11 protein-coding genes are annotated in these 12951 nt (G+C 68.1%); 8 read left to right on the top strand and 3 right to left on the bottom strand.

Features of this window, described 5'->3' with window-relative positions:
* A partial coding sequence (locus ACFXJ5_RS34455; RefSeq protein ID WP_384640131.1) for an alpha/beta hydrolase fold domain-containing protein occupies nucleotides 1–967 on the top strand: 967 nt, incomplete at its 5' end.
* Nucleotides 968–973: 6 nt separating this feature from the next.
* Here the strand turns inward: ACFXJ5_RS34455 and ACFXJ5_RS34450 are convergent.
* Both ACFXJ5_RS34450 and ACFXJ5_RS34445 read right to left on the bottom strand, forming a co-directional pair.
* Nucleotides 974–1612: a TetR/AcrR family transcriptional regulator gene (locus ACFXJ5_RS34450; protein WP_384640128.1), complete on the bottom strand. Its 639-nt coding sequence runs from the start codon at nucleotides 1610–1612 to the stop codon at nucleotides 974–976.
* A gap of 19 nt (nucleotides 1613–1631) precedes the next feature.
* Complete coding sequence (locus ACFXJ5_RS34445) at nucleotides 1632–2735, bottom strand: lipocalin-like domain-containing protein (protein ID WP_384640126.1); 1104 nt, start codon at nucleotides 2733–2735, stop codon at nucleotides 1632–1634.
* Between the two features lie 260 nt (nucleotides 2736–2995).
* Here ACFXJ5_RS34445 and ACFXJ5_RS34440 point away from each other — a divergent pair, with 260 nt between their 5' ends.
* The 7 genes from ACFXJ5_RS34440 (at nucleotide 2996) to ACFXJ5_RS34410 (ending at nucleotide 10881) form a co-directional block, all read left to right on the top strand.
* Nucleotides 2996–4132 (top strand): VOC family protein, encoded by a 1137-nt coding sequence (locus ACFXJ5_RS34440; RefSeq protein ID WP_384640123.1) that lies wholly within the window; start codon nucleotides 2996–2998, stop codon nucleotides 4130–4132.
* On the top strand, nucleotides 4129–5067 hold the full coding sequence (locus tag ACFXJ5_RS34435) for a fumarylacetoacetate hydrolase family protein (protein ID WP_384640121.1): 939 nt from the start codon (nucleotides 4129–4131) through the stop codon (nucleotides 5065–5067). Before ACFXJ5_RS34440 ends, ACFXJ5_RS34435 begins: the two co-directional genes overlap by 4 nt.
* Nucleotides 5068–5179: 112 nt before the next feature.
* On the top strand, nucleotides 5180–6208 hold the full coding sequence (locus tag ACFXJ5_RS34430) for a zinc-binding dehydrogenase (protein WP_384640118.1): 1029 nt from the start codon (nucleotides 5180–5182) through the stop codon (nucleotides 6206–6208).
* Nucleotides 6141–7340, top strand: coding sequence for an FAD-dependent monooxygenase (locus tag ACFXJ5_RS34425; protein WP_384640116.1), 1200 nt, complete (start codon nucleotides 6141–6143; stop codon nucleotides 7338–7340). The genes ACFXJ5_RS34430 and ACFXJ5_RS34425 overlap by 68 nt, the downstream gene beginning before the upstream one ends.
* A complete protein-coding gene (locus ACFXJ5_RS34420) occupies nucleotides 7337–8182 on the top strand; it encodes an alpha/beta fold hydrolase (protein WP_384640113.1) in 846 nt (281 codons plus the stop codon). The genes ACFXJ5_RS34425 and ACFXJ5_RS34420 overlap by 4 nt, the downstream gene beginning before the upstream one ends.
* Nucleotides 8183–8190: 8 nt before the next feature.
* Complete coding sequence (locus ACFXJ5_RS34415) at nucleotides 8191–9084, top strand: alpha/beta fold hydrolase (protein WP_384640110.1); 894 nt, start codon at nucleotides 8191–8193, stop codon at nucleotides 9082–9084.
* 18 nt (nucleotides 9085–9102) lie between these two features.
* The gene (locus tag ACFXJ5_RS34410; RefSeq protein ID WP_384640107.1) at nucleotides 9103–10881 is read left to right on the top strand and encodes an AMP-dependent synthetase/ligase; all 1779 of its coding nucleotides are present in this window, start codon (nucleotides 9103–9105) and stop codon (nucleotides 10879–10881) included.
* Nucleotides 10882–11005: 124 nt separating this feature from the next.
* Here the strand turns inward: ACFXJ5_RS34410 and ACFXJ5_RS34405 are convergent, their stop codons facing one another.
* Complete coding sequence (locus ACFXJ5_RS34405) at nucleotides 11006–12916, bottom strand: acyl-CoA synthetase (RefSeq protein WP_384640105.1); 1911 nt, start codon at nucleotides 12914–12916, stop codon at nucleotides 11006–11008.
* Nucleotides 12917–12951 lie beyond the last annotated feature (35 nt).

Genomic DNA, 12951 nt, shown 5'->3' with positions numbered 1-12951 from the left:
GAGCATCCCCGTCGCCAAGACCATCAAGCAGAGCGACACCAGCACCAGCACGGTCATCAAGCCGACCGGCCCCCAGATGCAGTGCGGCAAGACCCAGCTGACCAGCTACAACAACGTCGTCTACGCCACGCCGACGACCAACGGCAAGCAGACGCAGCTCAAGGTGGACATCCAGGTCCCCAAGACCTCGGGCAAGAAGCCCCTGGTCATCTACATCACCGGCGGCGGCTTCATGCTGGCCGACCAGAGCGCCAACCTGGCCCAGCGCACCTACGTGGCCGAGCAGGGGTACGTCGTCGCCAGCATCTCCTACCGGACCATCGTCAACGGCGCCACCTACAAGGACGGCGTCTCCGACGTGAAGTCCGCGATCCGCTACCTGCGCGCGCATGCGGACACGTACGGCATCGACGGCAGCAAGGTGGCGGTCTGGGGCCAGTCCGCGGGCGGCTATCTCGCCGCCATGACCGGTGTCACCAACGGGCAGAAGCAGTTCGAGTCCGGCGACAACCTGACCCAGAGCAGCGACGTGCAGGCCGTGGTCGACGAATTCGGCCCGTCCAACCTCTCCACGCTCGGCGCCGACTACGACACCGCCGCCAAGAACGCGAACACGGCGGCCGGCAACTCCACGGCACAGTGGGTCTACGGAGTGGGCACCAAGAAGTCGGTCGCGCAGTACACCAAGCAGGTCGCCGCCGCCGACCCGGACACGTACGTCACCTCCTCCGCCCCGCCCTTCGCACTGTTCCACGGCAGCAAGGACCAGCTTGTCTCGCCGAGCCAGACCCTTGAACTCAGCGACAAGCTCAAGTCCAAGGGCGTCGACGCCACCCGCTACGTCGTCGAGGGCGCCAACCACGGCGACCTGACCTTCATGGGCGACAGCAAGTCCGTCAAGGACTGGTCGACGACGGCGGTGATGGGCAAGATCACCGGTTTCCTCGGCCGGCAGCTCGGAAGCTGACAGCCTTCACGGGCGCAGGGCGTCGATGATGAAGTCGGCGAAGCTCTCCGCGTACTCGTCGCTGCGCGTGGCGGAGAGCAACCGGCCGCCGAAGAGCCGCTCGGTCAGCTCCCGGCTCGCGAACATGGCCCCGCCGCCCGAGGTGATGATGTAGTAGATCATTTCGGGCGCGACCGGGCGGATCTCGCCGCGTTCCACCAGTTCGTCGCGCAGTGGGAGGAATCTGGCGATGACGGGGACGATGAACTTCTCGGTGATGTAGTCGAGCCGCTCGCTCGGCTGACTGCCCTCGATGTTTATCAGGCGCAGGAGTTCCGGGTGCTCGGCGGAGAACCGGACGAACGTCCGCACGAAGGCGTGCAGTCGCTCCATCGGTGGCACGGACTCGTCGTCCGCGGCGAGGATCGCTGCCACGATGCCGCCGAAACCATGATCGACGGCAGCACGCCAGATGCCCTCCTTCGAACCGAAGCGCTGGTGGAGCAAGTTGTGACTCACCCCGAGCTCACGACTGAGGGTGCGTACCGACACCCCGTTGAAGCCATGCGTGGCGAATGAGCGCAGGGCAGCCTGAAGGGCTTCTTCCGCCGGGGCAGGCTCCTCGTCCTTCCGCGGGCGCCCCCGCGGACGCGCATTCGTGACCATGCTCTTCATCGTACGGGCCTCAGGAGGGGGTCCTTCCGAAGTACATCAGCTCCCACAGGGCGGGGGCGGTGACGCTCTCGGGGTCGGCCTCGCGGGTGAGGCGCTCGACGGTCACCTCGCCGGTGAAGCGCAGGTAGGCGCCGTTGAATCCGGCCAGTTGGGCCAGGGCGCGCTTGGGACCCTTGAGGGATTCGATCATGCGGTCCTGCACGATCGTGTTCTCGCGGCGGAAGGTCACGCGGTAGCGCTCGCCTCCCCGAGCCGTGGCGTCGTAGTCGTACACGACCGTGTCGGCGACCGGCTTTCCGGTGACCGGGTCGAGTTGCTCGTCACTCTTGGTGAAGCGCACCAGAGAGCCCTCGTCGGCCACGATCTCGCCGTTCCTGGCGAGCATGAAGATGGGGACCTCGGCGAAGTCGAACTTCTTCTCCGCGGTGATGTGGGAGGCGATGACCGTGTAGTCGCCTGCCTCGGCACGCGCCCAGTACCAGTGGTGCATGAGACGGGCCATCTCCGCGTCGCCCCAGTTGTGGTCGTGGTAGCCGGTGCCGGTGTGGTGGCGCGTCGCGCCATCGATGGTGAGGGTGGCTTCGACCGCGCCCTGAGGGACGGACGGCAGCCAGGCGAAGTACTTCTGTTTGTCGTCACCGAACAGGATGTGCCCCGTGCCGGGCCGCCAGGACGGGACCTGCCCGGTGAGGGTCACATCGGCGACGACGCCGTCGAGGTCGACGTGGATGCGGTAGGTGTGCAGGTCGCCGGAGATGGTGTTGACGCCCACGCGGACATCGCACCGGTCGGTGGCGAACGCGTAGTCGTCGGTGTGTGCCGGAGAGCTGCGCTCGACGTGGGTGCCGTCCGGCCGGTCGAGCTCGAAGGTGACCACCGGCGCCGGCGGCTGGTTGACTCCCCTGCCGACCCGGAAGTTCTTCGCCATGAAGTTGATCACCAGCGTGGAGCCGTCGTCGAGCACGGCATCGAAGTACCACCACTCGAAGGTTCCAGGCCCTCCGGGATCAGTGCGGAACCCGTCCTCCCAGACCGCGATGTCGCCCTTGGCGATACCCAGACGCTTGTAGTCGGCGGCCTCGTCGGCCATACGGCATTCCTCGGGACGGGACATCGTCCTCGCCTCCCCATCAGCTGGAGCCTTGCGTGTAGTCCCCCCGGCGCATATTAGACGAGTGCCCATTAAAGGCAACCTGGGACGAGAGGTCCACGCCCAGAATATTGACAGGTGCCAATTTCAAATCTAGCGTCGGCACCAGGGACAGACGAGCCGTCGTGCGGCGAAGGCGAGGAGCGCAATGGAGCGCGTGTTGATCGTGAAGGCGAGTACCGGAGGCCTGGTAGCCGCGGACGGCGTGACGTGGAGGTCTCGTCATGAACAGCGCGGCTGACACCGATTCGGCACATGCGAACCTGCACAGCGAGCTCGGCTCCGTACGGGGCGAGCATCCGGGGCGTTCCCTCAATCCGGTCATCAAGGTGGAGGACCTGGCCTGGCTCGAGTTCGAGAAGCCGGACCTCGACCGGGCGGCCGTCTTCGCCCGGGACTTCGGCTTCGCCGTGGCCGCCCGCACGCAGGACGCCCTGTACTTGCGGGGCACGATGCCCGGAGCGCACTGCCTGGTGGTGCGCCGGGGATCCGTCGCCCGATTCCTCGGTCCCGTCTTCCGGGCCGCCGACGCCGGCGACCTGTCGCGACTGGCCCGAAGCACCGGCACCGACGTCCGCGAGCTGCAGGAACCGGGCGGAGGCCACGCGGTGGACCTCCGCGATCCCAGCGGCTTTCCGGTCCGCGTGGTGCACGGAACGCACGAAGGGGCCGAGCTGCCCGGCCGGCAGCCCATGCTGCTCAATACGGGAAACGAGCCGGGAAAGCGCGTCAACGTCGCTCAGCGGCCGCCGCGCGAGCCCGCCCGCGTCCAGCGGCTCGGACATGTCGTGCTCGAGACCACGGTCTTCCACCAGGCCCTCACCTGGTACCTGGACACGCTCGGCCTGATCGTCAGCGACTTCCTCTTCCTTGACGGGCAGCGCGACCGCGGCCCCACGATGGCCTTCATCCGGTGTGACCGGGGTTCGCATCCCGCCGACCATCACTCCATCGCCCTGCACCTGGGTCCGGGCACCGGCTACGTCCATTCCGCCTACCAGGTCTGCGACATGGACGCCCTGGCCGCCGGCGGTGAGTACCTTCGCGAGCGCGGATACCGCCGCGCCTGGGGCATCGGGCGGCACATCCTGGGAAGCCAGATCTTCGACTACTGGCGCGACCCGGACCGCCTGATGATGGAGCACTTCGCGGACGGTGACCTCTTCGACTGCACCGTCGAATCCGGTTGGGCGCCCATGTCCGCGAGCGGCCTCTACCAGTGGGGTCCCCCCATCACCCGTGACTTCCTCGGCACCAAGCCCTCACCGGCCCTGCTGCGCTCTGTCCTCAAAGCGCTGCGCGAGGACAACGAAATCGATCCCGCCCTGCTGCTGGGCATGATGAAAGCGATGAGCCATTGAGTACGAACATCCTGCGCACCGAGGAATCGTGGTGGGTCGAGCGGGACGGCCGCGCCGTCCCTGTCGCCACCGACGCCCGCACCACCGCGCAACTGCTGTCCGACAGGCCGGCCATCGACAAGACGGTGGAGAGCGCGGAAGAAGGCGTCCCGGTCGGTGACCTCACTCTGCTGTCTCCCGTGACCACCCCCTGCCGCGTCATCGCGCAGATGGTGAACTACCGCTCGCACGCGAAGGATTCGGGCTTCAACCCGGATTCGGTGCCTCCCACCTTCTTCCGCAAGGCATCCGCCTCCGTGAGCGGGCCGTACACCCCGATCGTCAAACCCGCCCACGTGCGGTTGCTCGACTACGAGATCGAGCTGGGGCTCGTGTTCGGTGCCCCGCTGCCCATCGGCGCCACCGTCACCGAGGCGGACCTGCCGAAGTACATCGCCGGCTTCGTCGTCACCAACGACGTCAGCGCCCGGGACGTACAGCTGGGCAAGGGACAGTTCTACGAGAGCAAGTCGTACCCCACCTTCACACCGGTCGGCCCGCGGCTGGTCCTGCCGTCCCCCGCGGAACTGGCACGGCTGACCGACCTGCGGCTGCGCCTGTCCGTCAACGGCGTCCTGCGCCAGGACCGCACCGTCGCCGACATGATCACGCGACCCGCCGAAGCGCTGACCATTCTGTCCCGCTTCCAGCCCATGCAGCCGGGCGACCTCCTGCTGACCGGAACCCCCGGCGGCTGCGCCCTCAAGGCCCCGCCGAAGATCGTCGAACGGATCGGGGCGCTGCTGCCCACGGAGTGGAAGTGGAAGACCTTCTTCGCACGTCAGGCCAAGAATCCCGGCTACCTCCAGCACGGCGACGTCGTCACCGCGCACATCGCCACCGCCGACGCCGCCCTTGACCTGGGCGGTCAGCGCACTCCGGTCGAGGCCCGCTGACCCTCTCCCACGGACGTGGGCGCGATTACGGAGTCCACGTAGCCAAAATCGCCTTTTCGGTGCTAGCGTAGCCGTTATGACCTCCAGCACCGCACCCACGATTCCGAGTCACATGCGCGCGGCCCAGGCCGGCCGGTTCGGCGCAGCTCGGGACGTCTTCGAGGTGGTCGACGACGCCTTGATTCCCACGCCGGGCGAGGGCGAAGTCCTGGTCCGGCAACGGGCCACCTCGGTCAACCCGATCGACTGCCGCAGGCGAGGCGGCTACGGCCAGAAGCTGATGAAGCTGCGCGGCCTCACCGGTTTTCCTCTCACCCTGGGGAACGACGTTTCCGGGGACGTCGTGGCGGTCGGCCCCGGTGTCTCCGCCCTGAAAACCGGAGACGCCGTTTTCGGCGCCAAGAGGCCCTCGCCGCAGGGCACGTACGCCGAATACTGCGTGGCCAAGGCCGACGATGTCGTGGCCAAGCCCGAAGGGTTGTCCTACCGCGAGGCCGCCGCGCTCCCCTACGCCTTCCTGTCGGCATGGGCCGCGTTGAAGGATGCGGGGCTGCGGCCCGAAACCGCTGCCGGGAAGCACGTGTTCCTGCAAGGCGGCTCGGGCGGCACGGGCGTGGTCACCCTGCAGGTCTGCAGGGCACTGGGCGCCCACGTGGCCACCACGGCCGGGCCGACGGGCATCGAACTCTGCGAGAGCCTTGGCGCGGATCAGGTGATCAACTACCGGACGCAGGACTTCACAGAGCATCTGCGCGACTTCGATTTCGCCATCTGCCTGGCCGACGACGCCGAGGAGCGGAAGATGCTCTCCATCCTTCGCCGCGGGCCGGGAGCCGGATACGGCACGCTCGTACATCCTCTGATGCGGCTGGTCGACGAGAAGGGCTTGCTCCTCGGTGGCGTTCAAGCCGTCGCGACCCTCCTCGGCCGACGGCTGGTCCAAGCTCTCCACCGTCGACGTTACGGCTGGAGCCTGTTCGGTCCCGACCGTGCCGCGCTGGAGCTGCTGGCCCGCCTGGCCGCCGAGGGCAAGGTGCGGGCCGTCATCGACCGGACGTATCCGCTGGCTGACGTTGCTGCGGCTCAGGAGTACGTCGAGCGCGGACGTTCGAAGGGGAAAGTCGTTGTCGACATCGCATGAGCACGTACTGATCGCAGGAGCGGGCGTCGGCGGCCTGACCGCCGCCGTGGCCCTCCAGCGACGCGGAATCCCTTGGACGATCATCGAGGCAGCGCCCCGACCCACGGCGATCAACACGAGCATCCTGCTGCAGCACAACACCGTGCGGGTGCTCAACGAGCTGAACACCGGCCGCCAGGTGTCGGACAAGGGGCGGCGGATCGCACACACCTCGATCATGTCGGTCACCGGCAGGGTCCTGACCGAGGTAAACGCCCTGGACGTCGAGGGGACCGTCGGCTCCCCCGCGCTCGGAATCCACCGCGCCGACCTGCACGAGGCCCTGCTCTCCCAGCTTCCCGACGGATGCCTGCTCACGGGGGATCCCGTGATCGGATTCGAGACGTGCACCGGCGGAGTGGCGGTGTATCTGGCCTCGGGCAAGCGTCTGCAGGGGCGCGGACTGGTGGCCGCGGACGGCATCGACTCCCTGATCCGCGCCCGCCTGCACGGCGACCGACCTGCCGTCCACTCGGGCACGAACTGCCTGCGAGGGGTCACCGAGACGTCGACGGACCGGCCTGACGAGGTGCGCGAATGGTGGGGCTACCGCCTGCAGTTCGGGATCATTCCCCTGCCTGACGGACGCAGCTCCTGGTTTGCCCTGATCCCCACGCCGCCTCGTCCTGTGCGGGATCCGGTGGACCGGCTCACGTTCTATCAACGGCTCTACCGCGAATTCCCCACTCAGGTGAGGGATTTGCTGGCCGCCACAGAGCCGGGGAACACCATCGAGGTCGAGTTGCGCCACCGGCCGTGGCGCGGCGGTTCGGGTGCCGTGACCCTCCTGGGGGATGCCGCACATCCGATGCTGCCCAACCTCGGGCAGGGAGCCGGCCAGGCCATCGAGGATGCCGCGGTACTGGCACGCCGCTTGGACGGGGCCGCATCGGTTGCCGATGCCTTCCGGGCCTTCGAACAGGAGCGTCGCGCACGGGTCCGGTGGATCCAGCGCCAGGCGGTCCGCATGAATCAGCTCGCTTCCGTGCCCTCAGGGCCGCTCGGCACCGTACGGGACGCCGTGCTGCGCTGCCTGCCTGCCCGACTCGAGCGCACCACGGTGATGCGCATGTTCGACGGAGCCCACGCATGACGACTTCCGACGCCTACATCGACGAGGATTCCCGCTTCACCTGGGTCAACGGGGTGCGGGTGCACTTCAAGCGAGAAGGCAGCGGTCCCCCGCTTCTGCTGCTGCACGGCAGCGGGTCCTCGCTTCAGGCCTTCGACTCCGTCGCCGACGACCTCAAGACCGCCTGCGAAGTCATCCGGCTCGATCTGCCGGGCTTCGGTCTGACCGGTCCGCGCCCGGACCGCGATTACCGCGTCGAAGCCTATGTGGACTTCGTGGCGGAGTTCCTCTCCGGCCTGGGCCTCGACAAGGTGAGCGTGGCCGGCAACTCGCTGGGCGGGAACATCGCCTGGAACCTGGCGGTCGAGTACCCGCAGCGGGTACGGAAGCTGATCTTGATGAACGCCACGGGATACCCCGAGAAGTCCTTGCCGAAGGCGTTGCGGATGGCCCGCAATCCGCTGCTGCGTCCGCTGCTTCGCCGGTGGGCACCGAGCGGGGCGGCCGAGCAGAGTCTGCGTTCCTCGGTCGGTCCCCGTATGCAGGTGGACCAGGCGCTGGTCGACCGGGTCACGGCGATGATGAACCGGCCGGGCAACCGGTCCGCCTTCATCGACTTCGCCAACACCGACCAGCCCGACCGCTCCGGCCGGATTACGGAGATCGCCGTCCCGACGCTGGTCCTGCGCGGCGATCTGATCGACGGCCAGCACTTCTGCCGGGACATCCCCGGTACCCGCGACGTGGTCCTCGTCGGTATCGGGCACTTCATGCCCGAAGAGGCCCCCACCGAAGTCTGCGAAGCCATTCGGTCGCATCTCGGGCTTCCCGCCTCTCGGGAGTCCTCAGCCCCTCGGAAATGAGTGCCACCATGCCCACGTACTACCGTGCCCGGGGCGAGAACCTCCCTCTGAACCCGGACACCCGCAGCCGGCTGCGGGGGAACTTCATCGAACTGTCCGACGGCATCACGCACTACGAACTCACCGGACCCGAAGACGGTGAACCGGTCTTCCTCCTGGGAGGACTGACCGTCCCGCTGTTCTACTGGGACGGTGTCGTGGCCCAACTCCACGGCCATGGCCTGCGCACCCTGACCTACAGCGCATACGGCCGCGGTTATTCGGACCGCGTGGCCGGCCCGTACGACAGTGAACTGTTCGTGCGCCAGGCACACGAACTGGTCGAGGCCCTCGACATCCCGCAGCCCTGGCACACCGTGGGATCCTCGATGGGAGCGCTGACCGCCCTGGGCCTGCTGCTGCGCAGCCATCACCGGACGAAGTCCCTGACCCTGTTGGGCCCGGCGGGATTCACCGAGACCGACGCCCCGCCCGTACGGCTGGCCACGATGCCCACCATCGGCCCGTTCCTCGGCAAACACCTGGGCCAACTCCTGCTGCGCTCGCACCTGTCCCACAACGTCCGGACCCCCGATCAGGTCAGAGCGCTCACCGACATGGTCTGCGACACGTACCGCTGCGAGGGCTCGATGTACGCCCTACTGGCCACTCTGCGCGACTACCACTTCCATCGCCAGCAGGACGTCTACCGGCAGGCGGGCCGCCTCGGCACGCCCACCCTGCTCCTTTGGGGTGAGGAGGACCAGGTCACTCCGATCAGCAAGCTTCCCGAGGTCAAAGCCCTGTTGACCCCCGAGCGGTGCCACGTCCTCCCCGCATGCGGGCACATGGTGCCCTTCGAGTATCCGGAGAAGACGGCGGATGAGATGGCCGACTTCTTCGGCGGCCTCCGACGGGCGTAGGGGAGGAAGGGAACCGGCATGGAGAACACAACGCTGTGCACACTGATGCAGCAGACCATCTCCGAGCATGGGAACGAGGTGGCGCTGCGGGACGCCGACGATGAAGTGGTTGTGACCTGGCGCGAATACGGGGAACGCGTCGAAAGCGTTGCGCGCGGACTGGCCGCCCGTGGCGTCGAGCGCGGTGACACGGTCGCGTTGATGCTCACCAACCGGCCCGAGTTTCACATCGTCGACGCAGCCGTCATGCACCTGGGTGCCATCCCCTACTCGATCTACAACACCAGCAGCGCGGAGCAGATCTCCTACCTGTTCGCCAATGCCGGCAACAGCCTGGTGGTGTGCGAGGAGCAGTTCCTGACAACCCTTCGGGCGGCCGCCGAGAACTCGTCCGTCGAAACGATCGTGTGCATCGACGCCGCCGACCGTCACGACGACCTCGTCCTGCCGCTGGCCGAGCTCGAGGCCTCAGGCACGGCCGAATTCGACTTCGATGCCGCATGGCGCAGTGTGTCCCCCGAAGACGTACTCACTCTGATCTACACGTCGGGCACCACCGGACCGCCCAAGGGTGTTGAACTGACACACGCCAACCTCACCTATGTGCTGACCGAGACAACCCGGGTGCTGGGCGATTCCTCCGGCGGCCGTGTCATCTCGTACCTGCCGGACGCGCACGTCGTCAATCGCTTCATCGCCCACTACGCACCGATGGCGTACCACTCCACCACGGTCACTCTCAACCAGCCCAAGCGTCTCCTCGAGGTCCTGCTCCACGTGCGTCCGACCCAGTTCGTCGCCGTACCGATGGTCTGGTACCGCATCATGGGGTCGATCCACGTCGGTCTTGAGCAGCAGCGAGGTGCCAAGGGTGCTCTCGCCCGCTGGGCCCTGCGGACCGGCCGGGCCAGGGCGCAGGCGTCCTCCCTGGGGAGCAGGCGCCCGCTCCGGCTCCGGCTTCTGGAGCGGGTCGCGGAGCGCCTCGTTCTGACCAGGATTCGCCGGCAGATCGGCCTGGACCAGGCCCGCAGCACCGTCACCGGTGCGGCCCCGCTGGATCAGGACGCGATGCTCTTCCTTCTCGCACTGGGCCTGCCGGTGAGCGAGGCCTGGGGCATGTCCGAGACCACCGGTGTCACGACGCTCAACACCGCGTCCAGGCCGCGCCTCGGCACCGTCGGCACTCCCCTGCCGGGTACGGAAATCCGTACGGCTGACGATGGCGAACTCCTGGTCCGCAGCGCCGCGCTCATGAAGGGCTACCGGGGCGACCCCGCCAGGACTTCCGAGACCATCGACGACGACGGCTGGATCCACACCGGAGACGTCGGCCGCATCGATGCCGACGGTTACGTGAGCATCGTCGACCGCAAGAAAGATCTTCTGATCAACGCCTCGGGCAAGAACATGTCGCCCGCCAACATCGAGAACACGCTCAAGACCGCCTGCCCCCTCATCTCCGCCGCCATCGCGATCGGGGACCGCCGTCCCTACATCAGTGCGCTCATCACACTCGACGCCGACGCTGTCCATGCCTTCGCCGTTCAGCATGGCCTGACCGATACGTCCCTTGCCGCGCTCGCAGCGTCCCCGGTCCTCAAAGCCGCCGTGCAGCTGGGCCTTGACGCCGCCAACGCTCGCCTGTCCCGTGTCGAGCACATCCGCTCATGGACGATCCTGCCCCACACCTGGGAAGCCGGTGGCGACGAGCTGACCCCCACCCTGAAGCTCAAGCGCCGCTCCATCAACGCCAAATACGCCGACGAGATCGAGAGGCTCTACACGGCAGGCGACTAGCGATATCGCGCATGCGCAGTACTCCTTCGTACGGCCGGCGGTGAGAGGACACGGGCGAGGAGTGGCGAGGAGAGGGCTCTGGCGGCTGGGGGCAGTCACAACGCTTGTGCGCACACCCCCGGTTCTATTCGGTGAACTCCCAGCGGAATGCGTACCGGTCGAGCGCGGTCGCCACCCGCAGCCGCAGTTCGGGGTCACCGAGGGGCGGCAGGGACACGAGGGGGCGGCCGTCGGTCAGTTGACGGACAGTCATATCCGAGGCCAGCTCAAGCCCTGCGTCCGCCAGTTCGGCCGCGACGGCGCGTCGGATGGCGTCCAGCCGGAGCGGGATCTTGGCGGGCTTGCCCACATCGGTCACCGGTAGGGCTCCCTCGTACACGACGATGTCCTTGGGTGCGGCGGCGCGCTCCGGAACCCGGTCCGCCGCGAAGTCGAGCAGTTCCTTGGGCGTGACGTCGGATCCGGCCGCGAGGGTCACGTACACGACGGGGACCTCTCCGGAGTGCGGGTCGGGGCGGCCGACCGCGCTCGCGGCGGTGACGGCGGGGTGGGCGAGGAGGGCGTCCTCGATGACGACGGGGTCGATGTTGTGGCCGCCTCGGATGATGAGGTCCTTGGCGCGGCCGGTGAGGTGGACGAAGCCGTCCGCGTCGACCCGGGCGAGGTCACCGGTGTTGAGCCAGCCGTCGCGGACTGTGCCGAGGCTGTCGAGGACCGGTCCGTCGGGGCCGTACCCGGTGACGTAGCCGGGGAAGACGGTCGGCCCCGCGATGGCCAGCGTCCCGCTTTCTCCGGGGGGCAGGTCGTGCCACTCACCCTCGGCGTCGATCCGGACGGTCTTCACCCGCTGGTACGGCAGGCGCTGCCCGACGGAGCCCGTGCGATTCTCCTCGCCGAGGAAACTGCGGGCGCTCGCGCAGGTGGCCTCGGTGAGCCCGTAGCCCTCGCAGAGGCTGACTCCGGTGTGGTCCTCGAACGCTTCACGTACGGCGAGCGGGAGGGCCGAGGCGCCGACCGCGGCGATGCGCAGCGCGGAGATGTCGGCGTCCACCGGCATCTGGGACAGGATGGAGTAGACGGTCGGCACGGCGGACAGCACAGCGATCCGGTAGTGCTCGAAGATCTTCCAGATGACGCCGTACAGAGCCGGTTCGCGATAGCCCAGCGGACCGGCCCACACCACGTGCTGGCCGCGCAGCATTGGGCCGAGAATCGTCACGATGAGCGCGTTCACGTGGAAGAGGGGAAGCGCGCCGAACACCACCGACTCCTCGTCGAGGAGGGTGTTGGCCGCGACCATCCAGGCGTCGGTGACCTCGTTGGTGTGCGTGTGCGCGGCGAGTTTGGGTGTGCCGGTCGTCCCGCCGGTGTGGAAGTACGCCGCCAGGTCGCCGGCCTGCGGTGCGGTGCCGTCGAACCGGTCGGCTCGGTGCGCGGCGGCGGCCTCACTGAGGTAGGCGACCGTGATGCCCTCGATCGGTTCCAGGGCCGGTGCCGGGTCGGCGGCCGCCGTGGGGCGCAGGGCGAACAGCGCTGTCAGGTCGAGCGACCGCGCCACCGCACGCGCCGTACGCCAGGCCTCGGCGTCGAGTTCGGGGCCGGCGGCGACCAGCACCCGGGCGCCGCCGAGGCGCAGCAGCCGTTCGACGTGCTCGGCGCCGAGCCCCGGGTTGACCGGGGCGGCGACACCGGCGGTCTGCGCCGCGAGTACGGCTGCGGGCAGCAGACCGGTGTTGGGCGAGAGCAGCCCGACCGGGGTGCCGCGGCCCACTCCGTACTCGTGGAAGAGATTGGCGAAGCGGTGCACCTGGTCGCGCAGCTCGGCAAAGGTGATCGTGGCGGCCCGCAGCCACCGCTCCGCGCTGGGCAGCACGGTGAGCGCCGGCCGGTCGGGCCACTGCCGCGCGGCCCGCAGGAGGGTGTCGTACGTGGTCGCGGGCAGCCCTCGCCACACCAGCGGCATGGACTCGATCACGGCAAGGTCGCCGGGCTTGTCGTACGGCGGCCAGAGCGAGGTGACGTGGTCAGGGTTCACAGGACAACGGCCTTCCTTGCGTGCGGGTTTCTGTG

This window comes from Streptomyces sp. NPDC059373 (assembly GCF_042751495.1).
In the GTDB taxonomy this organism is placed as follows: domain Bacteria; phylum Actinomycetota; class Actinomycetes; order Streptomycetales; family Streptomycetaceae; genus Actinacidiphila.
Note: the sequence above shows the minus strand (reverse complement) of the source record. Positions and strands in the feature narration are given on the sequence as shown.

What these genes read in the sequence shown, in the direction of transcription:
- ACFXJ5_RS34450 (WP_384640128.1), bottom strand. Translation starts at nt 1,612, where the DNA reads ATGGTCACGAATGCGCGTCCGCGGGGGCGCCCGCGGAAGGACGAGGAG.
- ACFXJ5_RS34420 (WP_384640113.1), top strand. Translation starts at nt 7,337, where the DNA reads ATGACGACTTCCGACGCCTACATCGACGAGGATTCCCGCTTCACCTGG.
- ACFXJ5_RS34445 (WP_384640126.1), bottom strand. Translation starts at nt 2,735, where the DNA reads ATGTCCCGTCCCGAGGAATGCCGTATGGCCGACGAGGCCGCCGACTAC.
- ACFXJ5_RS34430 (WP_384640118.1), top strand. Translation starts at nt 5,180, where the DNA reads ATGCGCGCGGCCCAGGCCGGCCGGTTCGGCGCAGCTCGGGACGTCTTC.
- ACFXJ5_RS34410 (WP_384640107.1), top strand. Translation starts at nt 9,103, where the DNA reads ATGGAGAACACAACGCTGTGCACACTGATGCAGCAGACCATCTCCGAG.
- ACFXJ5_RS34415 (WP_384640110.1), top strand. Translation starts at nt 8,191, where the DNA reads ATGCCCACGTACTACCGTGCCCGGGGCGAGAACCTCCCTCTGAACCCG.
- ACFXJ5_RS34440 (WP_384640123.1), top strand. Translation starts at nt 2,996, where the DNA reads ATGAACAGCGCGGCTGACACCGATTCGGCACATGCGAACCTGCACAGC.